The organism is Novosphingobium sp. 18050, assembly GCF_902706195.1.
Lineage (GTDB): Bacteria > Pseudomonadota > Alphaproteobacteria > Sphingomonadales > Sphingomonadaceae > Novosphingobium.
The window spans coordinates 70139-95095 of sequence record NZ_CACSJO010000020.1; the positions used below are offsets into that span (position 1 = coordinate 70139).

The following is a 24957-nucleotide window of genomic DNA, read 5'->3' on the forward strand; positions in this document are numbered from 1 at the left end:
AATTTTGAACCGAACACTTTCCGAAGGTGCGGTCATCCTGGCGCCGCTCGGGCGCGATGCGATCGTCGCGCAGTCGATGATGCACGAGGCTGGGCTAGAGGCCGCGGTAGTCGCCAATTTGACAGAGTTCGTCGCTGTGCTGCGAGGCGGCGCAGGCTTCGCGATCGTTACCGAGGAAGCGATGCGCGGGGCCGATCTGCGGAACCTTGCCGGTTTCATCGCTGATCAGGCCGAATGGTCCGACTTCCCGTTCATTGTGCTTACTGCGCGTGGTGGGGGCCTTGAGCGCAATCCCGGGGCCGCGCGGCTCCTTGAGGTGCTCGGCAATGTGACGTTTCTCGAGCGCCCGTTCCATCCGACGACATTGACCAGTCTGGCCCACGCAGCGCGGCGGGGACGCCTGCGCCAATATGAGGCCCGGGTCCGGCTCGAGGACATTCGCGATGGGCGAGAACGACTCACGATCGCGCTGGCGGCAGGCGGGCTAGGTGCGTGGGCATTAGATCTGGCCGCCAACGTCCTGGACGCGACCGACGATTGCAAAGCGCATTATGGCAGGGCGAGCCAAGACCCCTTCACCTACGAGGACTTGCGTGCGTCGGTGCATCCCGACGATGCCGAGCGCATGCAGCAAGCGGTCGCCAGGTCGATCCAGACGGCCGAAAATTACGACATCGCCTACAGGGCAATTTGGCCCGATGGCTCGCTCCACTGGGTACAGGTCAACGGCCAGTTGGAATCCGATGCGACTGGCAAACCCTTACGCATGGTCGGCGTGTCACAGGACATCACGACGCGACGGGAGGCGGAGGCGCGGCGCGCGGCATTGCTCGCACTAGGTGATGGCCTTCGCCAGACGTCCGATCCTGCTGACATGTCTTTTCTTGCCGCGCAGATTTTGGGAGCGACCCTCGAGGTAAGCCGCGCGGGCTATGGGTTCATTGATCCGGTCGCCGAGACGATTACTGTCGAACGTGACTGGAACGCCCCCGATATCACGACGATCGCCGGGACTCTCCGTTTTCGGGACCATGGCTCTTACATCGAAGATTTGAAGCGGGGAGAGACGGTGGCGTGCGCCGATGCGCGCACAGATCCGCGCACTCGCGACACTGCGGAGCTGCTCGAGAAAATCGACGCGCGGTCGTTTGTGAACATGCCAATCTTCGATCAAGGCAAATTCGTTGGCCTGCTGTATCTCAACCATCGCAAACCGCGACCCTGGAGTGATGACGAGCTCGTGTTCGTGCGAGATGTCGCCGATCGTACCCAGGCCGCGATCGAGCGGCACAATGCGGAAGCATCGCTGGCCGAGTTTGCCGAATCACTCGAACGTCAGGTCGAACAGCGTACGCGCGAAAGTGAGATGGCCCAGGAACAGTTGCGCCAAGCGCAGAAAATGGAAGCGGTGGGCCAGCTCACCGGAGGCCTGGCGCACGACTTCAACAATTTGCTTACCGGTATTTCCGGCGGCCTTGAACTGCTGGAGATACGCATCAGGCAGGGGCGGATTGGAGAAATCGATAAATATGTCGAAATGGCGCGCAGCGCGACCAAGCGCGCGGCCGCGCTCACCCATCGCCTGCTTGCTTTTTCGCGGCGACAGACGCTCGATCCCAAGCCTTCGGACATCAATCGGATCGTCTCCAACATGGACGAGTTTCTGCGGCGTTCCGTGGGCCCACAAGTGGAGATGGAGGTTGTCGGTGCCGGCGGGCTCTGGACAACATTGATCGATGCTAATCAGCTTGAGAACGCCCTGCTCAACCTTTGCATCAATGCTCGTGATGCTATGCCCGATGGCGGACGCATTACTATCGAAACTGCCAACAAGTGGCTCGATAAGGCGGCCGCTAAGGAACGCGATCTGCCTGTGGGTCAATATGTCTCGCTATGCGTGACCGATACTGGAACGGGAATGTCGCGCGAGACGACAGCGCGGGCATTCGACCCTTTCTACACCACCAAGCCGCTGGGAGAGGGAACCGGTCTCGGCCTTTCGATGATCTATGGCTTTGTCAGGCAGTCGGGCGGTCAAGTTCGGATTTATTCCGAACTGGGACAAGGCACGACGATGTGTCTCTATTTTCCGCGCGTACATTCTGAGGAGTGCACCGACCCGGAGCAGGAAGAGCGGCTAGCAGCGGCCGCTTTTGCAAATGGCGAAACGGTACTGGTCGTCGATGATGAACCGGCAGTTCGTGTCCTCATCACCGAGGTGCTCGCAGAACTTGGGTATAATGCTTTGGAAGCGAGTGACGGCATCGCTGGTCTTGCGCTGCTCAAAAGTCAGCCGGGTATAGAACTTCTGGTCACCGACGTTGGCCTGCCTAAGGGCATGAACGGCCGACAACTTGCCGATGCCGCGCGCGTCGATCGGCCCGACCTCAAAGTGCTGTTCATTACGGGTTATGCCGAGAATGCTGTGATCGGCAGCGGGCGGCTCGAAGCCGGCATGCACGTGCTGACGAAGCCCTTTGCAATGGATGCGTTGGCAAACCGCATTCGGGCACTGATTACGGAATGACCTATCTGGGCTATCAACGCGGCATACCAGTCTGCATAGGGGCCGTTTCGCGCAAGGTGGCGATTGAGGGTGGGGTGCGTGGCGGTCCGCGCTCGCCCAGAGCCTGCTTCGCACGATCTCCAGCCTGAAGTGCATCAGCCTAGGCTGCTTTGTCACCGCCGCGACTGGCCGCACCGACTGCATGGCGCGTTACCATCAAAATCGCACCTGCGGATCGGCTCCAAACTCGGAAAACCGCGCCTGATAGCGCAAGCTTTTGTTTTCGCCCCGACTGCAGATTTCTCTCTGGATATAGCTGATTTCCCCCTCAATAGGACGGATCCCGTGTCATGCGCCGATCCACAAATGGGGGATTTGTGGATCGCTGATGAAGAAGCGTCCTCACACTGAAATGTGTAACGAATCTGTTCCAGATCGGCCCCGCAACGGAAACAGTTCAAGTGCCCTGCGAGCAGATAGCCTGATGGGCCGGATGGCTATTTTCACGTGGGTCTCCGGACGGTGCCGTTCTGCCCTACTGACCATCCACTTGCTGGCTGGAGTTGAGTACATTTGTCCAAAAAGGATGGAACCCACGTCGCGGCAATTGCGCGGCTGAAGAGAAACCTTGGCCAACATCGCATCGAAGCTGATTGAGCAACCTCACGTCTGGAAAATGAATCGGGTCGGGATCACGCATCCCGGCATTCCCATTTGATGTAGGCTTTGTTGTCGCAGGCCCATGTTTCGTCGATTTCGACGAGAACCGCGGAGACGAGGCGTAAGAGCGCCTAGTCGTTGGGGAAGACCCTGACCTTGACGGTACGGTGCTTGAGTTTCTGCTGGACGGCGCGCTCGATCGGGTTGGAGGTGCGCAGGCGCCGGCGGTGGCACTCAGGCAGGGTGAAGACACCCAGCCCTTCGGGAATGGCGTTTTCGAGCGACGTGGCGAGCTTGGGCGTGGTTTTGCTATAACCGTTGACCTGCCCCCCGAAAAATCCCCCATTCTAATGTAGAGTCTGCACATGAGAAGGAGCAGACGTATGAGGAAGAGCCGTTTTACCGAGGCGCAGATCATCGGGATGATCAAATAGCGGGAGACCGGGCTGCCGACGGTCGAGATTTGCCGTAAGCATTGGGCTGAGCACGGCGACGCTTTATGAGTTGAAGGGCAAGTACGGCGACATGGAAGTGTCTGATGCCCGCCGGCTGCGCCAGCTTGAGGATGAGAACGGGAAGCTGAAACGCTTGCTGGCGGACAGCATGCTCGACAACGTCATCCTCAAGGATCTGTTGGGAAAAGCCTGACGCCAAGCCAGCGGCGGGATGCGGTGCTCAAATCCGGCAGACGAATAGCGGCCGACCTCAACAAGGACAGCATTGCCGCGCCGACAGGAGGCGCCTGGGGCGGCAGTACCATTAACGGCAATCCCAAGCGGGGGACTGGCATACTCAACAATGAGATGTAAGTCGGAAAGCTGATCTGGAATCGCCAACGCTTCATCAAGGATCCGGACACCGGCAAACGGCAGTCGCGCCCAAATCCAGAATCGGAATGGATCATCCAGGAGATTCCGGATCGTCATCACCTAATGGATCCATCGCTGTTTTCGGAATTCTGCACCGAATTCACGGGGGAGATGAACAGGCTGAGGCGGAGATCAAGAAGATCGACCGTGACCTCGACTCCATGGTCGACCTCATTCTACGCGGCGGCGCAGCGGACAAGATCAACGCCCGCATGGTGAAGATGGAAACTCGCCCCAAGGAGCTTCAACGTACGCTGGCGGAGAGCAAAAAGCCCCGCCTTTGCTGCAAGCGGGCCTTTCTCCATCGTCGGCGAAAGCGCGGGCATCCTGATATCGGTGGCCATCTGTCAGTCCTCGCAGAAGAGTTCAGCGGTGGCGTCGATGATGGCTTCGGCATCGAGGCGGTACGCATGATAGAGGTCCAGCAGGTCGCCGGTCTGGCCGAAACGGTCGGTGCCCAGCGGACTGACGCGCATCCCCGCGACGCCGCCCAGCCACGACAGCGCGCCCGGCGATCCGTCGAGCACGGTGACCAGCCCCGCCCCCGGCGCCAGCGCGCCCAGCAGCGTTTCGGCATGGCAAGGCTCGGGCCGAATGCCCTTCCACCGCGCCGCCAGCCGTGCCGACCACCCCCGGTGAAGCAGGTCCGGTGAGGTCACGTTCAGCAGCCCCAGCCCCGGCAGGTCATCGGCGAGCTGCTCCCATGCCGCCAGCGCCTCGGGCGCGACCACGCCGGAGAACACGATCGCCGCCTCTGCGCCGGGCGCGGGTTTGCGCAGCCAGTAGCCGCCCTTCAGCGCATCATCGCGCCAGCCGTCGTCCTCACGCACGACCTGCGGGATCGACCGGGTCGACAGGCGCAAGTAGACCGAACCGCCGCCTTCCTCGCGCTGCATGTGGTCGAACGACCAGCCCATGATGAGCGCCACTTCGTCGGCAAAGGCCGGGTCGAAATACGTCAGGCCCGGCTGCCCCATGCCAATCAGCGGCGTGTTGATCGACTGGTGCGCGCCGCCTTCCGCCGCCAGAGTCAGGCCCGAAGGCGTGCCCACCAGCAGGAACCGCGCATCCTGATAACAGGCGTAGTTCAGCGCATCCAGGCCGCGCGCGATGAACGGATCGTAGACCGTGCCAACCGGCAGCAAGCGTGTGCCGAAATGCGGCGCGGCCAGTCCCAGCGAGGCGAGCATGATGAAGAAGTTGTTCTCGGCAATGCCCAGTTCGATATGCTGACCGGCCGCGTGGGCCTGCCACTTCTGCGCCGACGGGATCTTCGCCTTGCGGAACACGTCGGCCAGTTCGCGCCGCCTGAACAGCCCGCGCTGGTTGACGAAACCGCCCAGATTGGTCGTCTGGGTGACGTCGGGCGCGGTGGTGACGATGCGGTCGCCCAGTTCCTCGCCCGACTTGGCGATATCGAGCAATATCCGCCCGAACGCGGCCTGCGTCGATTGTTCGGCGCCCTCAGGCGCGGCCAGACGTGTCGGAACGGGCACCGGCGGCGCGGCTGGTTCACCGTTCTTGCTGCCCAGTGCGCTTGCCTTCACGAAGGCTTCGAGACGCGCGGCAACATTGTCGCCAAGCCCGCCCCACGGCTCCCATTCCTGCCCTTCCGGCACGCCCATGGAGGTGCGGAACTGCTCCATCTGGGGCGGGTTCATCATCCCCGAATGGTTGTCTTTATGCCCGGCCAGCGGCAGGCTATGGCCCTTGACGGTATAGGCGATGAACAGTGTAGGCCGCTCATCCTGACACGCGTCGAACGCCTCGATCAGGGACTGGATGCAGTGCCCGCCCAGATTGGTCATCAGGGCAGCGAGGCCTTCGTCGTCGAAGCTCTCGATCAGCTTGGCGACCTGCGGTTTATCGCCGATATCGGCCATCAACCGCGTGCGCCATGCCGCGCCGCCCTGATAGGTAAGCGCGGCGAATTCGGCATTGGGGCACTGGTCGATCCATTCCTCGATCGCCTTGCCGCCTGGCCGCTTGAACGCCTCGCGCTGGAGCTTGCCGTACTTCAGCGTGACCACGCGCCATCCGCAAGTCTCGAAGATATCGTCGAAACGGCGGAACATGCGGTCGGCGGTCGTGCTGTCGAGCGACTGGCGGTTGTAGTCGACGATCCACCAGCAATTGCGCAGGTCGTGCTTGTAGCCCTCGATCAAACATTCGTAGATGTTGCCTTCGTCGAGTTCGGCATCGCCCATCAGCGCGATCATACGCCCGGCGTCTTCCTCGCGGACCTGACCGTGGGCGATGAGGTAATCCTGCACCAGACTGGTGAAAGCGGTGACCGCCACGCCCAGTCCGACCGATCCGGTCGAGAAGTCCACCGGGATCGTATCCTTGGTGCGCGAGGGATAGCTTTGCACCCCGCCAAGGCCCCGGAACCGCTCCAGCTTGTCACGCGACTGGTTGCCCAGCAGATAGTGGATCGCGTGCAGCAGCGGCCCGGCATGGGGCTTCACCGCCACCTTGTCCTGCGGGCGCAGCGCATGGAAATAGAGCGCCGCCATGATCGCGGTCATCGAGGCGCAGCTTGCCTGATGCCCGCCCACCTTCAGGCCATCGCGCTTGGGCCGGATATGGTTGGCATTGTGGATCGTCCACGCCGACAACCACAACAAGCGCTTTTCAAGCGCCTCAAGCGTATCGATGAGATCGTGTCGGTCATGGAGTTGGGCGGACGACATTCCCGTGCATTCCTGTGCAAATTGTCAGTGTGTGAAATTACTTCGCCATTGCGGGGCATGTCCTTGCTATCTTTCGCGACCGAAGCGCATTTTATGGCACTTTCTGCCGTGATTGTGCTATCTATGGCAGATTATGCCAAAACGCATCCTTGACCCGGTAGATCGCCGCATGCTCGCGGAACTTCAGTCCGATGGCCGCGTGACCAATCAGGAACTGTCGGACCGCGTAGGACTATCTCCCTCCCCCTGCCTTCGCCGGCTAAAACAGCTGGAAGCCGACGGGGTAATCACCGGCTACGTCGCCCTCGTCGATCCGGCGGCCGTCGATCTTCCGGTCACGGCTTTCGTGCGCATCCGCCTCGACCAGCAGGACGACCGCCATCTGGCGATGTTCGAAAAAGCCGTGACCGAATTCGCCGAAGTCATGGAATGCTACCTGATGACCGGCGAGGCCGATTACCAATTGCGCGTCCTGGTCCCCTCGCTCGGCGCATTCGAGGATTTCCTGCGCTTCAAGCTCACCCGGATCGACGGCGTTTCGCAAGTAACGACCAGCTTCGCGCTGCGCCCCGTGGTCTATCGCACCAACCTTCCGGTTTAAAACGCGACCTTGTCGCCGCCCTTGAGGCTCAGGATTTCGCGTGCTTCGGCAGGCGTGGCGATCTCTCCGCCGAGGCCGAGCAACGCCATGTAGAGGGTAGGGCGCACTTTTCGCGTCGGAAAGTCCTTTTTCAGGGTGCAGCGATAAAGCAAAGATCCAGTGCGACCGGCCGTCAAACCGAACCGTCATCCTGATGGACTTCCAGGTCGAGGATCAGGATGCGGGCAGGGTCTCCTTCCTCGATCAGCCTGTTCGCCGCGATCGCCAGATCGTTAAAAACGCAGTATCCGCCCCCCGTATGCGCCAGCGCAGATGGCTACCACCGGCGCTATTGGCGGTATAGCCATGCCAGAATGCCAGCTTGGCGGCCAGCCAAGTCCCGCCCGGCGAGAGTTGCGATCTTCGCGGAATGCTTTCGTTGATCGCGAAACCAATCCTGCGCTTCTTCGCCGCCGCGTACGTGCAAGCGATGACTTCCTCGACATAATCGGGATCATGAATCGCCTCCAAGCAAGCCCTGGGCATCACGTCCGAGACGTGTTCCGTCATGGACACCTCGCTCTTGCGAAGTGCATCCACCACCAGTCCATACTTGTCGTGACGGAAGGCGCTCTGGCCGCTGGCCTATTCGACGTACTCGGGATGATGGACGACATGCAACATGTTCGGCAACCCACCGGGCGGGAGAGGAGAAGCCGGTCGGCTCCCCCTCCCCCTCCACGTTATACCAGAGACTTGGCCATCAACCTCTCCAGCCGTTCCACAAACGCCCGCGGATCGGCAGGAGCTTCTCCCTCGGAGATGCGCGCCTCATCCAGCAGCAAGAATGCGATATCACGCCGCTCGTCCTCGCTGGCTGTGGACTGCTCCAGTTCCGCGATAAGTGCATGGCGGGCATTCACTTCCAGCACAGGCTTCGCGCGTTCCGGCGCGTGTCCGGCCGAGGCCAGCATCTTCTCCAACTGAAGATCCATGGCATTGTCAGGAGCGACGATGCACACGGCGCTGGTGGTCAACCGGTCCGAAATGCGGACGTCGGATACCTGATCCGCCAGCACCTCCCTGGCGAAGGCGACGAACCTGCTGACATCCTCTGCAGGGACCATATTATCCGTGCTTCCCTCAGCCAAGGGGATCAGGCTGAGTTCGGCAGCGCCCTGCGTCACCGACCTGAAAGGCTTGCCGTCGTAATCGACGCCCATCGTCGTCCAGAAATTATCGACTTGGTCGGGCAGCAGCAAGACCTCGATACCGCGCGCCTTGAACCCCTCGAGGTGGGGCGACGTCGCGATCCGGTCCAGATCGTCGCCAGTGGCATAGTAGATCGCCGTCTGATTCTCCTTCAATCCCTCGACGTAGTCCTTGAGCGAGCGCCACTCTCCGCTCGATGCCGTCGTCTTGAAGCGGGCAAGCGTCAGCAACTGGTCTCGGCGTTCGTAGTCCTCGTAGAGCCCCTCCTTGAGCACTGCCCCGAAATTCTCCCAGATCGCCGCATAACGGTCGGCCTCGTTCGCGGCGAGCTTATCCAGTTCCGAGAGGATGCGGTTGCTTACGCCTTTCTGGATGGCGGAAAGCACGGGACTTTCCTGAATCATCTCGCGTGACATATTGAGCGGAAGATCGGCCGAATCCACTAGACCGCGGACGAAGCGCAGATAGCGTGGGAGTATCTCCGCCTCATCAGTGATGAACACGCGGCGCACGTAGAGCTTGATGCGGCCACTGCGGGCAGGGTCAAACAGGTCGAAAGGCTTGTTTTCGGGGATGAAGGTGAGCACGGAATATTCGTGTCGCCCCTCGGCCCGGTAGTGCAGCGTCAGGGCCGGCTTGTCGAACTGCCCGGCCACGCTGCGATAGAAATCAGCATAATCGTTCTCGCTGATGTCCGACTTCGGCTTGGTCCAAAGCGCTACGCCGTCGGCGAGTTGCCGCGCCTCGTCTTCGCTGCCAGCGTCCTCAAGGAAGATCGGGACCGGCACATGGCCAGACTGTGCCCTTACGATCCGCTCGACAGTCTGGCGCTCGGCATAGCTTTTTGCTTCATCGAGCAGGGACAGTGTAACCCGCGTCCCCCGCGCCGGTGCATGGGCGGGATCGACGGGGGCGATGGTGTAAGTGCCCGAGCCATCGGACGACCAACTTGCCGCCTCGGCCTCGCCTGCGCGGCGCGAGACGACTTCGACGTTTCCGGCGACCATAAACGCAGAGTAGAAGCCAACGCCGAACTGGCCGATCAGTTGCTGCCCCTCGCCGTTCCTGTCCGCGGAAAGCCTGTCCATGAACGCTTTCGTCCCCGAGCGGGCGATAGTGCCCAGGGTCTCGGCCATGTCGGCCGCGGTCATACCGATGCCATTGTCCGTGATGGTAAGCATCCCGGCTTCCTGGTCGAGACTTACTGTAATGCGGGCCTGCGGATCGTCGCCAAACAGTTCGGGACTGGAGATCGCTTCATACCGCAACTTCTCGCACGCATCGGCGGCGTTGGAGATAAGCTCGCGCAGAAACACGTCGCGGTCAGAATAGACCGAATGGACCATCATGTGCAGGAGTTTAGAGACATCCGCCTCGAAGGCACGGATCTCAGGGGCGCTAACTGTTTCGGTCGTCATCGGCTCTTTTGCTCACATGGTTCGGACTTGCGCCCGTCAAATGGAGCGGTTCGCTCCCCCGTTCAAGAGGTCACCCCCCTCAGACATAGGGAAGGTATCCGCGGCTACCGCAGGCATTCCACCTCTCTCAATGTTCCGGCATCGCAAGCCACCGCGCATATTCTGCCTTGCCCCTATAACGAGCGTTCCTCGGACAAACCGCTTCGCCGAGACTTGCCATACGTTCATGGGTGAACGGGGGGCCAAAGCGTGAGATTAGATGCTGCAAAGCGCCGCAGCCTGATGCGTGGTCCCCATGATTTCAGTATATCGTGCCTCGGCGACACCATAAAATCGCCCGCAATATTTCTCCAGCGCCGGCCGATCCCGTATGGTGATCAAACCCCGCTGCGCACGGATGAAGCCATCTGCTTCCAAATTGTGAACGGCGTGGGTGATGCTGGCACGTCGTACTCCGAGCATAAGCGACATGCTTTCATGAGTTAGCGCGAGATCGTCAGTCGGCGTACGATCGCGGTACATCAGTAATTTGCGAGCAAGTCGTTGCTGCACACTGGCGCGAACGCCGGCGCTCGCAGCAAGGCTTATCTGAACCATTTGAGCTTGGACGTAGCGGGACAGGTACGTTCGTAGATTTAAACTGGAACGTACGCATTCCTGGAAATCGCCGATGTCGACGAACAATGCCTCCCCTTCGATCTGAATAAACGCGTCTCGCTGGGGTATCAGGTTGGCGATGGCCGCAGTGCCAATCATACCTTCATGGCCGACCACGCCGACCTCGATAGGTTCACGAAGATCGCCGGTCTCAAGACTTGAGACTACTCCGCTTTCGATGAAGCAAACGCTGGCGAGACGTGAACCGGTGCGCTCGAGAAGCGTGCGGGCTGGCAATCGGCGCCGAGAACACAGAGGCCACAAACGCAGGCGTTCTTGTACTCCCATTCCCAGCAGCAGCAAATTCGTTGTTTTGCCAAAGCTCGTTTCGGCTTTCATGGGCAATTCCTCCCAGCTGAGACTTGTCTTGAGGCTTCTCCGTTTGTCCTGCCAAGATAACGGTTCAACGAGAGAGACGTTCCTCAACGACAACCACTTGAAACTTACGAAGGGGTTAGACGAGGCGCCCCATTATTTCACGGAAAAGGTTTTGTTCCTGAATGGTGCGGTAACGTACATTGTTTTTACTACTCGAATCACCGCTGTTTGCGATATTTGAAGCCATCCCAGCTGGATAGCCGAGCTCAGGCGCGGTTCCAAAGGGGCGAGCCGATCGCACTATGCCAGAGCCATCGGCATTTTTTAGGAACGGACAGGAGGGATTCTGTACATGATGGTCACGTCGCCGAACCGGCGCGCCGGTCTCCGCTTGCCGCGCCCTGCCCATCGATCATGGTCCGAGCTTACGTCCGCGCGTCGTGCGCCTCTAGCGCCAAACGAGATCGAAGACCTTAGTCGCCGCTTCTGGGCGGTTTTCGACGGTACTCCTGAATAGGACAATTTGATCCTGCACGGGTTCTATGTGCCGTTCGACCGAGCATCACGTGTGGATGCTCTGCCCTCCATTGAAAGAGAGTCCAATGACTGAAACCAAGCCCAATTCAGACTGGCTTTATGCCTTTATGCCCTTTTCTGAAGGTGCGCGCCTTGGCCAGCGCGCCGAGGCGGCCGGGAATGCGATCAATGAACACGCGGCAGCGTTGCAGGATCTTTTTGTAAGCCAAACTCAATCTGGCTGCGACCGTATTTTCCATTCGGTCGGGAGGCTGTCAGGTGCGACTAGCACTGCCGATCGAATGAACATCCTTTCCAGCATCGTTACCGAAAGTTCCCGGACACACGTCGACAATCTGGCGACCTGGGCGCGGCTCTACTTGCGGCACTACACTGGCCTGGTCGGATCTTTAACCGGGAATCCCTCCTCGCCGACCTGATGCCCGGCTTACACGGGGGCGAGTTGCCCGCTGCGCGCAGCACGCACTTCTTCGCGTGCCATCGAAGAAGCAAGCGCCAACTTGCGGAATCTCAGTGAATTCGTCGCCGCGGGCCCGTTCAGCGGCTACTTCGGAGAGCCACCGCCATTGCATTCTCAAATCGGCTCAAAACCTAGTCAGATGCACGAAAGCAATCGTCTTTCGTATCAACCAGGCGACCCAGAGGGCGGTTCACATTGAACCGCCGCCATCTGCCGGCGGAGTTAACGCTCCGCCGGCCTTTTTCGACAAAGTCATCAAGGCTGAGATGGTTCGGGAGCCGCAGGAATCAACTCTTTTGCTTGGAACTTCCGCCCTCGTTACGGGCGTTCATGGAGCAAAATTGCTTACTCGCCATACAAGTCATCGACAGAGAACTGGCTTTGGTCCGGCCCGTTCGCGCGGGGAGCGTCCAATCCCCGCACAATAACGGTGAATTGCAAATGCCCTCACCGATTTGAGCGCTACAGTCTCGGCACTTGGGCGCGCGTCGGCGGCGGCGCGGCGGACAAATCCTCGGCAGCCAGCAACCATTTGTAACAGGAACCGACGCACTTCGGCCAGAACCTGAACACCGTTCACGCGTTGCAATCAGACGGTTTCAGAGGATTCGTGAATTTGCGAAAGTCGGCCGCGGCCTGCGTTCTTGTTCTTGCTGGCTGTAACACACATCAATCTGCGCTTGCACCTTTCGGGCTGGAGGCACGGCACCCTCGCAGTGCATGGGCTGTCACGGCAGCGACGGAATGGGACACAGCCAAGGCGACATTCCCGTCATCGCCGGCCAGAAGACCGATGCCCTTGTCGCCGCACTGCGCCGCTATGCTTCCGGGCAAAGGGCTGGCGCCGTCATGCAGGTAGCCGCTGCGGGCCTTTCGGAAGCGGAAATGCAGAAAGCAGCCGACTATTTTTCAGCGCTTCCCGGACTCGCGGACATTGCCTTACCCCGCACGCACCCGCTCGTCATCAAAGGAAAGCCGCATACGCAGCTCCCTGCCTGTGCCAGCTGTCATGCGCCGGGGAAGGCCGCACCGCTGATCGAGGACCAGCGCGCAAACTATTTGGCTGCCCGCCTGCGCCACTGGCAGGGCGAGAAGACCGTTATCGACGCGCATAAGCCCCAGAATACGATGGCCGTCATCACCCGCCGCATCCCGAACGACGAGATCGACCCACTTGCCGGAGCGCTGGCAAACCCGCCCGGCCCCTGACTCATCGGATCAGGTCTCGGCCCATTTGCTGCGGCGTGTATTCCGCCCGCAGACGGGTGCCAATTCGATTAGGTAAACGTTTTCCTGTCCGGTTAGGTGAAACCAGATACGGGCAAGTGGTTTATAAGCCATGCAATCACAGGAGCGTCCATGCGGAAATCGACGATCGCCATAGCGTTGGCAGGCGCAACAATTTTGCTGGGCGCCTGCGCTTCGATCCCCAAGCCTGGCCCGGTTGGGAATGATGCGGTTCCGCAGCCGAGCAAGGCCGTCGACGTAGAGCGCTACATGGGCCGCTGGTACGAGCAATACCGCTATGAGGCGTCGTTCCAGAAGGACATGGACGGTGTCATGGCGGATTACTCACTCAACGACGACGGCACCGTGAAGGTACTCAACCGCGGCCTCAAGAATGGCAAATGGAAGCAGTCGATCGGCAAAGCCAAGGTCGTCGACACCGCAACTAACGCCAAATTGAAGGTCTCCTTCTTCGGACCATTCTACGGCAATTACTGGGTGCTGGATCACGGCGATGACTACGAATGGTCGATCGTCGGCGAACCATCCGGTCGCTACTTGTGGGTCCTCACCCGAGAAGCTCGCCCAAGCGTCGATCTGCTGTCGAGTTTGGAGGTGCGAGTGAAGGCTCTCGGTTACGATTGGGGTCTTGTCCGAAAGACGCAGCAATAGGCATTGGAAACTACGCTCGGTGACGAAAAAAATCGTCGTTTTAATCCGTCACAGATGAGAAACTGTGATTGAGCAACCTCACGTCTGGGAAATGAATCGGGTCGGGATCACGCATCCCGGCATTCCCATTTAATTTAGGCTTTGTTGTCGCAGGCCCATGTTTCGTCGATTTCGACGAGAACGACGGAGACGAGGGGCAGGCGCGCCTGGTCGTTAGGGAAGACCCTGACCTTGACGGTAGGGCGCTTGAGTTCCTGCTGGACGGCGCGCTCGATCGGGTTGGAGGTCGCAGGCGCCGGCGGTGGTGCTCAGGAAGGGCACAGCGCTTGTCTCACAAGACTGCGGAAAGTAATCGACCAGCGCCGAACCGTCATTTCGGCAATACTGTGCTCCCATCCGTGCCTTGCCTCTCCGGCAATGTGATAGACCGATCGCGGCCGGGCTTGGTGCACGAAGCGGTCGAAACCGCGCTCGCGCAGCCGCCGGAAGCGCAGTGTCGCCGGATTGCCGAGCGACACCCCCAACATATGCTCGAACGCACGGCGATCCTTGCGCCAGCCGATCCCGGCGCCGGGATCATAGCGGATCAGCAGCGCCTGCTCGAGCTCAGTTGCCGGCAGTCCGGCAGTTGCAGCGCCTTTGGAACTCGCCGTGGTCGAAATCGTAGCTCCACCCGAACGAGCAGGTGAGCCGCTTGCCCAGCCAGCCCTGGAAGCGGAGCGGCCTGAAATCGCACCCTGCGATCCGCGCAATGAGCTGCGCCTCCTTCCCGGCCGAGATCACCTCGTCCCAGCCGCGCGGACCTGGCAAGGTCTCGCCCGGATCGCCGGGCAGGCCGCCGAAAAGATCGCGCTGGGGCATCAACGCAGCTGGCTGTCCTTGCTGCCGCGCCGGTTTATGGCCGAGTGGGCGACCTGCCTGTCGCGCAGGGACTGGCACGCGACGCAGGTGCGCGCGCCGGGAAGTGCCCGGCGCCGCCCTTCCGGGATGAGATCGCCGCACTCCTCGCATTCGTTCAGCCCCTCACCTTTGGGCATGCGGGCTCGAGCCGCAATGACCGCGTCCTTGAGGCTATCCTCGATCTGGTCCTGAACGGCGCCGTCGGGCGCCCAGCCATTGGCCATGGCACGTCTCCTTTCCGCACCCTCAAGATGGGGACTATCGCGCTGATTTCATCGGGCACCGAAAACCCCGGCACGCGCGGCGTTCCCGGGGATTCCTGGTCACGCTCCTTTGGCGCGCTGGCCCTCGGGATAATCCTCGGGCTTCACCGAGCCGACCATCGGCCGGCCCTCCAGCTTTTCGGGCTTCTGCCCACTTTCATTCTGGACATGCGGGTCGGCGGCATCCGGCCTGGCGTCGCCAAGCTGGCCGTGCAGATTTTCCGGATCGCTTTCTTGCATGGCTTGCCTCCTTATGCGGCGATGAGGTTGACGGCCGTTGGCTTGGCGTTGGGGAGGCCCGAAGCCTTGGCCTGCGCCATCAGCTCCTGCTTGCGGCCGATCACTGGCAAAGGTCACAAGGTCGATTGCGACAGGCGCAGTCTGTTCGGCAAGGCGCGCCAGCACTTGCGCCTCCAGATCGGTACGGCCTTCACGGTACAAAAGCGAGCGATCCCAATAGATGCGAAGCCGGCCACCCGGCACCGGCTGCTTCGGCTCGCTGGCCGCCGTATCAGAAAACCTCACCGCTCGAATGCCGAGCGACGATCATCAGCCCGGCCAGCGCGCCGCCGGTAACTGTCAACCATTCGCGCACCACGGCTTTGCCGAGCAGCGCCTTTCCGTGCCAGATATCGCCGCTCCGGGCCAGATCGGTGGGCTGGCCGGCGAAGGGGCGGCGGGCGCAGCGGTATAGCCGCCAGCGGTAACGGCAATCGTCACCCGCCCGATAGCCGTGTCGCGGGCGAACGGCAGGACCAGGCCGACAGCGGGATCGAAAACCGCAGCATCGGCACTCCTCCCGCTCACTCGCCGGCGAGACTGCCCTGCTTTGAACGCAGCAGCAATGCACAGAGCCGTAGTCTGACAAAGGAAATGAACCGGCCGATCAGACCCTTTCCGCCTAAACGGCTGGCTGGCGCTCTCCGGCTTTGGGTCGTGCTGGCAGCATAGCGCGAAAGTATGGAATACAAAGGGCTAGTCCCAGCACGACCCAAAGCAGGTCCACACCAACAGACACCAAATTCGGCAGGCCGAAAGTGACGAGGTGAACCGCTCCCAACGCCAACAGCACGGCGCCGTTTGCAGTCCGTAACAGCGGCGCCGAAGATGACGTCCGCCCCGCCGCCAACACTATCACCCAGACAAGCAATGTCGTGGCCCAATAGACTGGCAGAGCCGAAGCTGTACCTGTCATCTCACCGAGTGCGGTGGCCGCCAGGGCCAGCGGTTGCTCCCACAGCAGTCCGGTCCATAGTCGTTCAAGGCGAGGCGCCGGACGCCCTGTCGCGGCGACGGGCAAGCCATACGTTGCCGCCATACGGTTGTGCAGGTCGGCATTGGTCAGGCGTTTGCTACCGCCCCAGCGCAGACGGAAGACGTCCTTGAGGATCCGGCGATGGACCAGGATACCGGTGAACAGACTGGCCAGCAGCACAGTACCGAAGATCCCGACAAGATAGCGGTCCAACGCACCGGGAAGGGTCAGGTTGAAGTGCAGCGTCTGCACGAATTCGACCCATGGCACCTCCTCCCCCGGACCCAGGTGGCCGGCGGCATCGGCGCTCCATTCCCGGTGATCACCCTGCTCGCCTACCAGCCCCGTGACCCGGGGGGCGAAACAATGACCCAAAGGCTGGACCGCGCTGTAGAATAATGCCGATGATGACGCTTTCCACATAAGCGCCTACTGTCGTCTCGGTGCAAGGAAGGGCGAGTACTGACAGCGCGATGGCTGATTTATTCAAGACGCTTTCAAAGGCAGCACGCTTGGCCCGAAAGGGGCGACCGGTGTCGGCGATGGTCGCCCTGCAAAGCAGCCTGAAGGGCGGAGGCACCTCTAAACGAAAGCCCCCCAAAGCCGCTGCCCGGAGCGGCACGCCTAAACCTGCCACCGCAAGGCAGCCACGCCCTGCACCCGGCAGTTTCATCACCGATGAGTTTCATTGCTCTCATGGAAAGCTGTCTTACCGGCTCTACACCCCGCGCGGTCCGAAACGCAAGAACCTGCCCTTGGTAGTGATGCTGCATGGCTGTTCGCAGACCGCGTCCGACTTCGCTGTCGGCACCGGCATGAACGCGCTGGCCGATGAATTGGGCTGCCTGATCCTCTACCCGCAGCAGTCTCAGCGTGAGAACCTTGCGCGCTGCTGGAACTGGCATCGCCCGAAGAACCAGTCGCGGGGCGAGGGAGAGCCGGCGCTCATCGCAGCCCTCACCCGTCATGCGACCGCGCTTGGCAACGGGAATCCGAAACGAGTCTATATCGCCGGCATCTCGGCGGGCGGCACTGCCGCTGCAATAATCGGGGCGGCTTACCCAACACTTTTCACTGCGGTAGGTGTCCATTCCGGCGTCGCCCGCGGTAACATCCGTACATTGCCTGGGGCGCTTGCCGCAATGCGCGGCGAAAGTCGCGCCCGCCTGACGACAAAGGCGCCTCGGCCATTGCCAACGATTGTATTCCACGGAGACGGGGACCGCGTCGTTCATCCGTCCAACGCCGCCGGATTCCTTGATACTCTTGAAAGGTCACAGCCTGGCGGGCTGGTGTCTAAGTCCGTCTATGGAAAATCCGGCAAGGGCCGGGATTTTACCCGTAAAGTCTATCGGTCATCGAGCGGGGAAATCCTGCTGGAGGACTGGACGGTTCACGGCAGCGGCCATGGATGGTCGGGCGGCAATGCCTTTGCCTCATATACGGACCCCGCAGGACCGGACGCATCCCGGGAGATGCTCCGTTTTTTTCTGTCGCGGCGAAAAGCCTAACCGGCATTGCGGGCTCGGCGGATGTGGGCCGGAGGGCGCAAAACTCCTCTGCCTTGCCCACCGAATTTCGAAACGACCGAATGGCCGAATTCGCTGCGATGCCAGAGTTGGATTTCACGACATCGGCCTTTGGCGTCGGAACCGTATCGGCCCGTCGCGCGCTATGACTCCAGAGTGATCTGCAAAGGCAGACCAAGCAAGGAGACGATCATGAGCATCGAAGGCAAAGCCAAGGAAGCCGCCGGCTACGTGAAGGAAGAACTGCACGAGCACGGCAAATCGCCAGAGAGCCAGAAGAAGGCGCAGGAAGGCCGCGATCTTCGCAATGAAGGTCGGGTCGAAGACGGCAAGCCGCCCAAGCCGTCCCAGCCCGGCACCGGGCGCTGATATCACGAACCCCCGCTCCGGCGGGGGTTTTCACGTATCCCGGCGACAGGATGCCATCGTCAATCACTTTTGCGGGACTCCCATGACCTGCTCCGTCGCATTCGTGGGCGCTGGCCCCACCACCATCTACACGTTACATTCGCTGCTGACGGAGCGCCCCGCCCCGTTCGAGCTTAGTCTGTTTGAAAAGCAGCCATCCGTTGGCCGAGGCACCCCCTATCGGCCGGGCTGGAACGATCCGGCGATGCTTTCCAACATCGCCAGCATCGAAATTCCCCCACTCGCCGCGACCATGGTGGAATGGCTGCACGGCCAAAGCGACGAGCGACTTGCCCGGTTGCACATCGGGCGGGAGGACATAGACGAACGCACGTTCTACCCCCGGCTCGTCCTGGGCGAATACTTCTCGGATCAGATGCAGGCGCTGCTGGAAGACGCGGCCTTGCAGGGCATCGTCGTGACTGTCCGCACCCGCTGCGAGGTAAAGGACGCAGTCAGCGGCCCCGAGGGCATGATCCTGCGCGTCCGGCCCGAAAACGGTGAGTTATTCGAAGCGCGCTTCGATCACGTCGTCCTCGCGACGGGCCACCAGTGGCCGGAGCATCCCGAGGTTCGTCCCGGCTATTTCGCCAGCCCGTGGCCCGCTTCCGAGATCGAGAAGATCCCCGCCACTCGGGTCGGCATTCGCGGCTCCTCGCTCACCGCGATCGATGCCGCCGTCGCGCTCGCCGTCGCTCATGGTGACTTCGTGGAGACGGAAGACGGCGACATCGCCTATATGCCGGGACCGGATACCGGCGCGTTCCACATGACCATGTTGTCGCGCAAAGGCCTCCTGCCCGAGGCCGACTTCTACTTCCCCATCCCCTACGAACCACTGACAGTTTGTACCAAAGAGGCAATCGAACTGCTGATCACGTCGCAAGACCCGTCTCTCCTCGACCACACGTTCGAGCTGTTCAAGCACGAGCTTGCCGAGGCAGATCCGGCTTATGCAGAGCAGACCGGCCTTGCGTCCCTTGGCCTCGAGGATTTCTGCGAGGGCTATTTCAGCCAGCGCCTTACCAGTGACCCATTCGTCTGGGCGCGGGATAATCTCGCCGAAGCGGAGCGGAACTACGAAAATCATCACGTCGTAGCGTGGCGCTATGCCATCCTGCGCATGCACGAAGTCGTCGAGGGCATTGTCCCCCATCTGAGCGACGAGGAATTCGGGCGCTTCTCGCGATACCTGAAGACGGTCTTCGTCGATGACTACGCCACTGTGCCGCACGAATCCATTCAGCGAATGCTGGCGCTTCACCGCGCCGGCAAGCTGGATGTCATCGCAGTGGGAGAGGACTACACCATCGATACGCATTCCCCCCGCGATGGCGCCATCCTGAAACAAGGCACTTTGGAAACCCATTTTCCGGTCTTCATCGAAGCTACCGGCCAGCGTGCGCTTGCCGCCAAGGATTTTCCCTTCCCGTCGCTACGCGACCAGGGGATCGTTCGTGATGTGAGCGCAGCCGCAGAAGGTGCGCCGACCAGAGGTATCGCCATCGACGACCAGTTTCATCTCGTTTCGGCAGAGGTCCCGATCGACCAGCTGTTCTGCCTCAGCCTGCCCTTCATCATGGGGCGGCACCCGTTCGTGCAGGGCATCACCAGTTCCTACGAACTGGGCCAGATTGTAGCCCATGAACTCGCCGCCGCGATCGACCGGCACTGCGCGCCGAACGACACCGCCGGGGAATTGACCATCCGATGAAGCTTTTCGCGATTTACATCGGGGGTGAATATCCCGGCGCCAACATCGAAGTCCACGACGTCCGCTTTGCAGTGGCGCAGCGCATCGAGGATACGTACCCTGCCCTGCGTGAGCAATGGTGGGGCGTGCCCAGAAGCCTGCACATCGACTGCTGGGCGGAAGTGACCGAGGCCGACGGCTACGCGATCTCGCTAAGGCCCGAGCCGTACGATGGCCCCGAAAAGCTCTATTTCGTCAATCTGGGCGGCTATGAACCCGGAGAGTTCGCAGAACGGCACCGCAACATCTTCGTGATCGCTGAAAGCGAATCCAAGGCCAAGTACAGGGCCGTGAAAACGGTGAAAACCTGGACGGACCCGCACAAGGACGATCTCTACGAGGCCGAGCAGGCTTTCTGTCTGAGCGATGGCCCGGCAGGAGAGCGTCTCTTCGTGCACCTCACCTCTATTGTCGGACAGGGCCAGCCGGCTTTCACCAGCAAATATATCCCGATCCGCAAAGCGACGTAGCGCTGCCTTAGCCGCGCCATCAGGCGCCTTTGGTGCGCTTGCGGGAAGAAACGCGCGTCATTGGGTCGGGTTTGCTCGGAGGCTTCCAGTCCGGCGGGGGCGCCAACCTGCGATGGTTCGTCCCCAGCCCCATTGCCCCCGGCTGCTGGCGGATCAGACCGGACAGATCGGAATGCGCGGCATCGTCCGCTGACGCACCCCCGCGAATGAGATTGATCTGGTCGCGCAGGCGGCTGGCTTCCTCGAAATCGAGCGCCTTGGCTGCCTCCTCCATTCGTAAATGCAGGTTTTCGACAGTGTCCGCCATGTCGCAACCTTCTCCGTGCGAGGAGATATCAGCCATCTTCCTCACGATGCGCAGGGTCGCGCTGTGTACCGGCCTGGACGCCGCTTTCCCGATAGGCACGTTCGTCCTTTAAGCCCTTTTCGGCCTGCACCGGATTTGCACCCGCACCGCCGCTCCCGCGGAGGTTCGCGCCCGGATTGCGCCGCTCTTCCTCGAGCGAGCGGATACCTTCGGCGTCCTCCTGCTCTCTCGGTAGCTTGCGGGGCGTCCCGCCAGAACTGGTTATCTTGCGAGAATTCTGAGGTTTGAATTCGCTGTCACTGTTCATGATGCTTTCTCCACGATGCCACCCGGAAAAGCCGCGAGCCAAGGCTTGTGTTTCCGCAGCCAGATGCCTTGCCGACCGCACGTGGCAGGCAAGGGACGAAACGTTGCTGTGGGCATGTGGGTGCGCGATGCAACACGCGCTCTTCCCGGCTCAGCCGGTGGGTTGGCTTCAATTATTTGTATCTAGCTGCATCCCACTGCCGCGTTGCCGGTTCTCAAAAGGGAAAAGACAAAATCGAGGAGCGAACCATGGCCAAGACCCCAAAAGCCCGGATCTCGACGAAAGACGGCAACGGCGGTGAGACCCACCAGCAGGCCGGCAAAGGCAGCGATGCGATACTCACCACCAATCAGGGCATCCCGGTCTCCGACAACCAGAACCAGCTTAAGGCCGGCGCACGCGGACCGGTGCTGCTGGAAGACTTCGTGCTACGCGAAAAGATCTTCCACTTCGACCACGAGCGTATCCCCGAGCGCATCGTCCACGCGCGCGGCTCGGCGGCGCACGGGTATTTCGAACTGTTCGAAAGCCTCTCCGACATCACCAGCGCAGACCTGTTCCAGCGCGCGGGCGAGAAGACGCCGCTGTTCACCCGCTTCTCGACCGTGGCCGGCGGCGCCGGCTCGGTCGATACGCCGCGCGACGTGCGCGGCTTTGCGGTGAAGTTCTACACCCAGCAGGGCAATTGGGACCTTGTCGGCAACAACATCCCGGTGTTCTTCATCCAGGACGCCATCAAATTCCCCGACCTCATCCACTCCGTGAAGATGGAAGCCGACCGCGGCTACCCGCAGGCCGCTTCAGCGCATGACACCTTTTGGGACTTCGTCGGCCTCATGCCCGAAACCACGCATATGATCATGTGGGCCATGTCCGACCGCGCGATCCCGCGCACGCTGCGCCACATGCAGGGCTTTGGCATCCACACCTTCCGCCTCGTCAATGCCAAGGGCAAATCTACCTTCGTCAAGTTCCACTGGAAGCCCAAGCAGGGCCTCTCCTCTACCCTATGGGACGAGGCGGTGAAGATCGCCGGCGCCGATCCCGACTTCCAGCGCCGCGACCTGTTCGAGACGATCGCCAGCGGCGACTTCCCCGAATGGGAACTGGGCATCCAGGCCTTCGACGAGAAGTTCGCCGACAGCCTGCCCTATGACGTGCTGGATTCCACCAAGATCATCCCGGAAGAAGTGCTGCCCGTCCGCCCGATCGGCCGCATGGTGCTGGACCGCAACCCCGACAACTTCTTCGCCGAGACCGAGCAGGTAGCCTATTGCCCAGCCAACATCGTACCGGGCATCGACTTCTCGAACGATCCACTGCTGCAAGGCCGCCTGTTCAGTTATCTCGACACGCAGCTCAAGCGGCTTGGCTCGACCAACTTCCATCAGATCCCGGTCAACGCCCCCAAGTGCCCGTTCGGGAACTTCCAGCGCGACGGCCAGATGCAGATGACCACCCCCACCGGCCGCGCCAATTACGAGCCGAACAGTCTGGCGCAGGCAGGCGAGGAAGGCGGTCCGCGCGAATGCCCCGCAACCGGCTTCACCAGCTTCGAAGGCCGTCCCGAACAGGGCGAGCAGGGCGGCAAGCTGCGCATCCGGCCCGAGAGCTTCGCTGACCATTACAGCCAGGCACGGCTGTTCTTCCGCTCGCTCGACCCGGCGGAGCAGGCCCACCTCGCCTCGGCGATCGTGTTCGAGTTGTCCAAGGTAAGCCTCGAACATGTGCGCACTCGCGTTCTGGCAAACCTTGTGAACGTTGACCCTGAGCTTGCCGGCCGCGTGGCAGACGGCCTCGCCATGCCGGTGCCCCAGGCTTCGAAGCCGGCCGCCCCGGTGAAGGACATGGAACTGTCGCCTGCCCTGCGCCTCGTGCGTGGTCCACATGAAAAGGACACGTTGCAGGGCCGAAAGTTTGGCATTCTCATCGCCGACGGATCGGATGCGAATGCCGTCCACAGCGTCATCACGGCAGTCAAGAAAGGCGGCGGCACGCCCTTCGTCGTCGCCCCCAAAGTCGGCGGTGCGAAGCTATCGGATGGCAAGGTCATGGCCGCCGATGGCCAACTCGCAGGCTCTCCCTCTGTTCTGTTCGATGCGGTGGCTGTGCTACTTTCCGACGAGGGCTGCGCGATGCTGCTCAAGGAAGGCGCAGCCGTGCAGTTCGTGATGGACGCGTTCGCGCATCTCAAGGCGATCGGCTTCAGCGAAAGCGCCGCGCCGCTGCTGGACAAGGCAGGCGTCGAGTCTGACGAAGGCGTAGTCGATGCCGCTAAATTCGCTGGCGCCGCAGGCAAACGCTACTGGGACCGCGAACCCAAGGTGCGCATGCTGGCCTGAAGCGCAAACAAAGATGGGGCATCTGGTTGCGACCAAGCTGCGTCGCTCACTCACCGGTCCCCCACCATAATGACAATCCGCGAAGGCTAATGGAGCGGCAATGCAAATCGAAGTGTTTCATCTGGAAGAGCGCGATTGGGTACCAAACAATGGCAGGCTTCCGGTCATCGTCTATCGCCAGGCCGTGGATGCCGGCAGTTGCGAGAACATTGCCGCTGCATTTGAAGGAGCGTTCGCGCACAACGGCTGGCCAGCCCAGTGGCGCGGCGGCATCTATGAGTACGATCGCTATCACTCCACCGCCCATGAAGTTCTCGGGGTGGCGTCCGGCTCGGCACAGTTGGTCATAGGCGGACCCGGTGGCCGCGAGATCGAGGTGACTGCCGGCGATGCCGTGCTATTGCCGGCGGGAACGGGCCATCGCTGCCTCGCCGCCGCCGAAGAGTTCCTCGTCGTCGGCGGCTATCCGGGCGGACAGAAATGGGACATCTGCCCCGACGCACCGTCTGACGAGGCCCGCGCCCGTATGGTCACGTTGGCCTTCCCGCCGTGTGATCCCGTCTGGGGGACAAGCGGTCCTCTCGTCGATCACTGGCGATGACCGGGACCGACAGTTCTCACACGGCGGATTTCAAGCCGGACTCGACGCAGACGAAACGAAGGCCGTCGAGGAAAGGTGCGCAGGCTCATCAAGATCGTTCATGAGATGGCACGCCTCCAGGGAGAGGAGGAAGTGCGCCGCCCCGCCCTCGCTCTGACCTATCGGGCATGGCCGCAGGGTTTGGCGATCGCGCTGTCGTTGCTGTGCAAATGTTGATTGCCACTGAGATGTGACCCGGGGGGCGTATAAATTACCATTGAGAATTGACCCATGTTTCCCTCGCCTCCGGCTGCCAGTCGGAGGGTCGTGGAGTGATCGACATGGACTTACTCAGTGTGATCCGCCGGTGGCATTTTCGGCAGGAGATCTCCATTCGGGAGATCAAGCGTCGGACCGGCCTATCTCGCAACACCATCCGTAAATACCTGCGTTCCGATGCTGTTGAGCCCACCTTCAAGATCCCGGTTCGGCCCAGCAAACTCGACCCTTTCGCCGAGAAGCTGACGGCCTGGCTGCGGGTGGAATCCAAGAAATCCCGCAAGCAGAAGCGGACCGCCAAGCAGTTGTACGCCGATCTGGTGAAGCTGGGATACGATGGCTCTTATAACCGGGTTGCAGCTTTTGCCCGACGATGGCGGACCGAGCTGCAGTATGAGCAGCAGACCAGCGGGCGTGGGACATTCGTGCCCCTGGTCTTTCAGCCCGGCGAAGCGTTCCAGTTCGACTGGAGTGAGGATTACGCCGTGCTGGACGGCAAGGTGACCAAGCTGCAGGTCGCCCACACCAAGCTTGCGCATAGCCGCGCCTTCATCGTGCGAGCCTATCTGCTCCAGACCCATGAGATGCTGTTCGACGCGCTTACACAGGCGTTCCGGGTGCTGGGCGGCGTGCCCCAGCGCGGGATCTTTGACAATATGAGGACCGCTGTCGACAAGATCGGGACCGGGAAGACACGGCAGGTCAACGCGAGGTTTGCCGCCATGGCCAGCCACTATCTGTTCGAGACCGACTTC

26 protein-coding genes and 3 pseudogenes are annotated in these 24957 nt (G+C 61.3%); 14 read left to right on the plus strand and 15 right to left on the minus strand.

Annotated features, from left to right (window positions below):
* Positions 1-4 precede the first annotated feature (4 nt).
* The gene (locus GVL61_RS18010; protein ID WP_235037770.1) at positions 5-2527 is read left to right on the plus strand and encodes an ATP-binding protein; all 2523 of its coding nucleotides are present in this window, start codon (positions 5-7) and stop codon (positions 2525-2527) included.
* A gap of 770 nt (positions 2528-3297) precedes the next feature.
* Here the strand turns inward: GVL61_RS18010 and GVL61_RS25455 are convergent.
* On the minus strand, positions 3298-3435 hold the full coding sequence (locus tag GVL61_RS25455) for a transposase (protein WP_368667131.1): 138 nt from the start codon (positions 3433-3435) through the stop codon (positions 3298-3300).
* Positions 3436-3549: 114 nt separating this feature from the next.
* Between GVL61_RS25455 and GVL61_RS18020 the strand changes: the two are divergent.
* Positions 3550-3811: pseudogene (locus GVL61_RS18020) on the plus strand (transposase); the annotation flags it as partial.
* A gap of 400 nt (positions 3812-4211) precedes the next feature.
* Here GVL61_RS18020 and GVL61_RS18025 read toward each other — a convergent pair.
* Together GVL61_RS18025 and GVL61_RS18030 are read right to left on the minus strand one after the other, a co-directional pair.
* Positions 4212-4379 carry a hypothetical protein gene (locus tag GVL61_RS18025; protein WP_159982042.1) on the minus strand — a complete coding sequence of 56 codons (168 nt, stop codon included), beginning with the start codon at positions 4377-4379 and terminating at the stop codon, positions 4212-4214.
* A gap of 3 nt (positions 4380-4382) precedes the next feature.
* Positions 4383-6728, minus strand: a complete 2346-nt coding sequence (locus GVL61_RS18030) for a transketolase (protein WP_159982043.1) — start codon at positions 6726-6728, stop codon at positions 4383-4385.
* Positions 6729-6861: 133 nt separating this feature from the next.
* On the opposite strand from GVL61_RS18030, the gene GVL61_RS18035 reads away from it, so the two are divergent.
* Positions 6862-7329 carry an Lrp/AsnC family transcriptional regulator gene (locus GVL61_RS18035; protein ID WP_159982044.1) on the plus strand — a complete coding sequence of 156 codons (468 nt, stop codon included), beginning with the start codon at positions 6862-6864 and terminating at the stop codon, positions 7327-7329.
* Here the strand turns inward: GVL61_RS18035 and GVL61_RS25080 are convergent.
* The 4 genes and pseudogenes from GVL61_RS25080 to GVL61_RS18050 form a co-directional block, all read right to left on the minus strand.
* A complete protein-coding gene (locus GVL61_RS25080; protein WP_235037776.1) occupies positions 7326-7436 on the minus strand; it encodes a 3-keto-5-aminohexanoate cleavage protein in 111 nt (36 codons plus the stop codon). The two genes, GVL61_RS18035 and GVL61_RS25080, sit on opposite strands and share 4 nt — an antisense overlap.
* Positions 7437-7490: 54 nt before the next feature.
* Positions 7491-7992, minus strand: a pseudogene (locus tag GVL61_RS18040) (histone deacetylase); the annotation flags it as partial.
* A gap of 59 nt (positions 7993-8051) precedes the next feature.
* Positions 8052-9938: a molecular chaperone HtpG gene (gene htpG / locus GVL61_RS18045; protein ID WP_159982045.1), complete on the minus strand. Its 1887-nt coding sequence runs from the start codon at positions 9936-9938 to the stop codon at positions 8052-8054.
* Positions 9939-10193: 255 nt separating this feature from the next.
* Positions 10194-10934: a Crp/Fnr family transcriptional regulator gene (locus GVL61_RS18050; protein ID WP_159982046.1), complete on the minus strand. Its 741-nt coding sequence runs from the start codon at positions 10932-10934 to the stop codon at positions 10194-10196.
* Positions 10935-11515: 581 nt separating this feature from the next.
* Between GVL61_RS18050 and GVL61_RS18055 the strand changes: the two genes are divergently transcribed.
* The 3 genes from GVL61_RS18055 (at position 11516) to GVL61_RS18065 (ending at position 13809) form a co-directional block, all read left to right on the plus strand.
* Positions 11516-11869 carry a hypothetical protein gene (locus GVL61_RS18055; RefSeq protein WP_159982047.1) on the plus strand — a complete coding sequence of 118 codons (354 nt, stop codon included), beginning with the start codon at positions 11516-11518 and terminating at the stop codon, positions 11867-11869.
* 785 nt (positions 11870-12654) lie between these two features.
* A complete protein-coding gene (locus GVL61_RS18060) occupies positions 12655-13119 on the plus strand; it encodes a hypothetical protein (protein ID WP_200844845.1) in 465 nt (154 codons plus the stop codon).
* 150 nt (positions 13120-13269) lie between these two features.
* Entirely contained in the window at positions 13270-13809 is a 540-nt protein-coding gene (locus GVL61_RS18065; RefSeq protein WP_159982049.1) for a lipocalin family protein, read from the plus strand.
* A 134-nt stretch (positions 13810-13943) separates the two neighbouring features.
* Here GVL61_RS18065 and GVL61_RS25460 read toward each other — a convergent pair.
* From GVL61_RS25460 to GVL61_RS18085, 5 genes and pseudogenes are all read right to left on the minus strand, one after another.
* Positions 13944-14087, minus strand: a pseudogene (locus GVL61_RS25460) (transposase); the annotation flags it as partial.
* A gap of 30 nt (positions 14088-14117) precedes the next feature.
* A complete protein-coding gene (locus GVL61_RS25085; protein WP_235037775.1) occupies positions 14118-14471 on the minus strand; it encodes an alpha-ketoglutarate-dependent dioxygenase AlkB in 354 nt (117 codons plus the stop codon).
* Positions 14416-14670, minus strand: a complete 255-nt coding sequence (locus GVL61_RS25090) for a hypothetical protein (protein ID WP_235037777.1) — start codon at positions 14668-14670, stop codon at positions 14416-14418. The genes GVL61_RS25085 and GVL61_RS25090 overlap by 56 nt, the downstream gene beginning before the upstream one ends.
* A complete protein-coding gene (locus tag GVL61_RS18080; RefSeq protein WP_159982050.1) occupies positions 14670-14933 on the minus strand; it encodes a DksA/TraR family C4-type zinc finger protein in 264 nt (87 codons plus the stop codon). The genes GVL61_RS25090 and GVL61_RS18080 overlap by 1 nt, the downstream gene beginning before the upstream one ends.
* 99 nt (positions 14934-15032) lie before the next feature.
* On the minus strand, positions 15033-15212 hold the full coding sequence (locus GVL61_RS18085) for a hypothetical protein (protein ID WP_159982051.1): 180 nt from the start codon (positions 15210-15212) through the stop codon (positions 15033-15035).
* Positions 15213-15432: 220 nt separating this feature from the next.
* On the opposite strand from GVL61_RS18085, the gene GVL61_RS18090 reads away from it, so the two are divergent.
* Positions 15433-15666 (plus strand): hypothetical protein, encoded by a 234-nt coding sequence (locus tag GVL61_RS18090; protein ID WP_159982052.1) that lies wholly within the window; start codon positions 15433-15435, stop codon positions 15664-15666.
* Between the two features lie 207 nt (positions 15667-15873).
* On the opposite strand, the gene GVL61_RS18095 is transcribed toward GVL61_RS18090, so the two are convergent.
* A complete protein-coding gene (locus GVL61_RS18095) occupies positions 15874-16650 on the minus strand; it encodes a PepSY-associated TM helix domain-containing protein (protein WP_159982053.1) in 777 nt (258 codons plus the stop codon).
* Between the two features lie 50 nt (positions 16651-16700).
* Between GVL61_RS18095 and GVL61_RS18100 the strand changes: the two genes are divergently transcribed.
* The 4 genes from GVL61_RS18100 to GVL61_RS18110 all read left to right on the plus strand — a co-directional run bounded on the left by GVL61_RS18100 (position 16701) and on the right by GVL61_RS18110 (position 20387).
* Entirely contained in the window at positions 16701-17738 is a 1038-nt protein-coding gene (locus GVL61_RS18100) for a PHB depolymerase family esterase (RefSeq protein ID WP_159982054.1), read from the plus strand.
* A 210-nt stretch (positions 17739-17948) separates the two neighbouring features.
* On the plus strand, positions 17949-18125 hold the full coding sequence (locus GVL61_RS24805; RefSeq protein WP_200844846.1) for a hypothetical protein: 177 nt from the start codon (positions 17949-17951) through the stop codon (positions 18123-18125).
* Between the two features lie 82 nt (positions 18126-18207).
* Positions 18208-19878 carry an FAD/NAD(P)-binding protein gene (locus GVL61_RS18105; RefSeq protein ID WP_159982055.1) on the plus strand — a complete coding sequence of 557 codons (1671 nt, stop codon included), beginning with the start codon at positions 18208-18210 and terminating at the stop codon, positions 19876-19878.
* Positions 19875-20387 carry a DUF1543 domain-containing protein gene (locus GVL61_RS18110; protein ID WP_159982056.1) on the plus strand — a complete coding sequence of 171 codons (513 nt, stop codon included), beginning with the start codon at positions 19875-19877 and terminating at the stop codon, positions 20385-20387. The genes GVL61_RS18105 and GVL61_RS18110 overlap by 4 nt, the downstream gene beginning before the upstream one ends.
* 19 nt (positions 20388-20406) lie before the next feature.
* On the opposite strand, the gene GVL61_RS18115 is transcribed toward GVL61_RS18110, so the two are convergent.
* Both GVL61_RS18115 and GVL61_RS18120 read right to left on the minus strand, forming a co-directional pair.
* Positions 20407-20694 (minus strand): UvrB/UvrC motif-containing protein, encoded by a 288-nt coding sequence (locus tag GVL61_RS18115; protein WP_159982057.1) that lies wholly within the window; start codon positions 20692-20694, stop codon positions 20407-20409.
* 28 nt (positions 20695-20722) lie between these two features.
* Positions 20723-21001, minus strand: a complete 279-nt coding sequence (locus tag GVL61_RS18120) for a hypothetical protein (RefSeq protein ID WP_159982058.1) — start codon at positions 20999-21001, stop codon at positions 20723-20725.
* 248 nt (positions 21002-21249) lie between these two features.
* Between GVL61_RS18120 and GVL61_RS18125 the strand changes: the two genes are divergently transcribed.
* From GVL61_RS18125 to istA, 3 genes are all read left to right on the plus strand, one after another.
* A complete protein-coding gene (locus GVL61_RS18125) occupies positions 21250-23343 on the plus strand; it encodes a catalase (RefSeq protein ID WP_159982059.1) in 2094 nt (697 codons plus the stop codon).
* Between the two features lie 100 nt (positions 23344-23443).
* Positions 23444-23944: a cupin domain-containing protein gene (locus GVL61_RS18130; RefSeq protein WP_159982060.1), complete on the plus strand. Its 501-nt coding sequence runs from the start codon at positions 23444-23446 to the stop codon at positions 23942-23944.
* Between the two features lie 320 nt (positions 23945-24264).
* On the plus strand, positions 24265-24957 hold a 693-nt coding region (gene istA, locus GVL61_RS18135; RefSeq protein WP_159982069.1), incomplete at its 3' end, for an IS21 family transposase.

What these genes read in the sequence shown, in the direction of transcription:
- GVL61_RS18125 (WP_159982059.1), top strand. Translation starts at nt 21,250, where the DNA reads ATGGCCAAGACCCCAAAAGCCCGGATCTCGACGAAAGACGGCAACGGC.
- GVL61_RS18080 (WP_159982050.1), bottom strand. Translation starts at nt 14,933, where the DNA reads ATGGCCAATGGCTGGGCGCCCGACGGCGCCGTTCAGGACCAGATCGAG.
- GVL61_RS18115 (WP_159982057.1), bottom strand. Translation starts at nt 20,694, where the DNA reads ATGGCGGACACTGTCGAAAACCTGCATTTACGAATGGAGGAGGCAGCC.
- GVL61_RS18100 (WP_159982054.1), top strand. Translation starts at nt 16,701, where the DNA reads ATGGCTGATTTATTCAAGACGCTTTCAAAGGCAGCACGCTTGGCCCGA.
- GVL61_RS18065 (WP_159982049.1), top strand. Translation starts at nt 13,270, where the DNA reads ATGCGGAAATCGACGATCGCCATAGCGTTGGCAGGCGCAACAATTTTG.
- GVL61_RS18055 (WP_159982047.1), top strand. Translation starts at nt 11,516, where the DNA reads ATGACTGAAACCAAGCCCAATTCAGACTGGCTTTATGCCTTTATGCCC.
- GVL61_RS18095 (WP_159982053.1), bottom strand. Translation starts at nt 16,650, where the DNA reads ATGTGGAAAGCGTCATCATCGGCATTATTCTACAGCGCGGTCCAGCCT.
- GVL61_RS25090 (WP_235037777.1), bottom strand. Translation starts at nt 14,670, where the DNA reads ATGCCCCAGCGCGATCTTTTCGGCGGCCTGCCCGGCGATCCGGGCGAG.
- GVL61_RS18090 (WP_159982052.1), top strand. Translation starts at nt 15,433, where the DNA reads ATGCGAAGCCGGCCACCCGGCACCGGCTGCTTCGGCTCGCTGGCCGCC.
- GVL61_RS18110 (WP_159982056.1), top strand. Translation starts at nt 19,875, where the DNA reads ATGAAGCTTTTCGCGATTTACATCGGGGGTGAATATCCCGGCGCCAAC.
- GVL61_RS18025 (WP_159982042.1), bottom strand. Translation starts at nt 4,379, where the DNA reads ATGGCCACCGATATCAGGATGCCCGCGCTTTCGCCGACGATGGAGAAA.
- GVL61_RS24805 (WP_200844846.1), top strand. Translation starts at nt 17,949, where the DNA reads ATGAGCATCGAAGGCAAAGCCAAGGAAGCCGCCGGCTACGTGAAGGAA.
- GVL61_RS18120 (WP_159982058.1), bottom strand. Translation starts at nt 21,001, where the DNA reads ATGAACAGTGACAGCGAATTCAAACCTCAGAATTCTCGCAAGATAACC.
- GVL61_RS18030 (WP_159982043.1), bottom strand. Translation starts at nt 6,728, where the DNA reads ATGTCGTCCGCCCAACTCCATGACCGACACGATCTCATCGATACGCTT.
- GVL61_RS18035 (WP_159982044.1), top strand. Translation starts at nt 6,862, where the DNA reads ATGCCAAAACGCATCCTTGACCCGGTAGATCGCCGCATGCTCGCGGAA.
- GVL61_RS18060 (WP_200844845.1), top strand. Translation starts at nt 12,655, where the DNA reads ATGGGACACAGCCAAGGCGACATTCCCGTCATCGCCGGCCAGAAGACC.
- GVL61_RS18105 (WP_159982055.1), top strand. Translation starts at nt 18,208, where the DNA reads ATGACCTGCTCCGTCGCATTCGTGGGCGCTGGCCCCACCACCATCTAC.
- htpG (WP_159982045.1), bottom strand. Translation starts at nt 9,938, where the DNA reads ATGACGACCGAAACAGTTAGCGCCCCTGAGATCCGTGCCTTCGAGGCG.
- GVL61_RS18050 (WP_159982046.1), bottom strand. Translation starts at nt 10,934, where the DNA reads ATGAAAGCCGAAACGAGCTTTGGCAAAACAACGAATTTGCTGCTGCTG.
- GVL61_RS18130 (WP_159982060.1), top strand. Translation starts at nt 23,444, where the DNA reads ATGCAAATCGAAGTGTTTCATCTGGAAGAGCGCGATTGGGTACCAAAC.
- GVL61_RS18085 (WP_159982051.1), bottom strand. Translation starts at nt 15,212, where the DNA reads ATGCAAGAAAGCGATCCGGAAAATCTGCACGGCCAGCTTGGCGACGCC.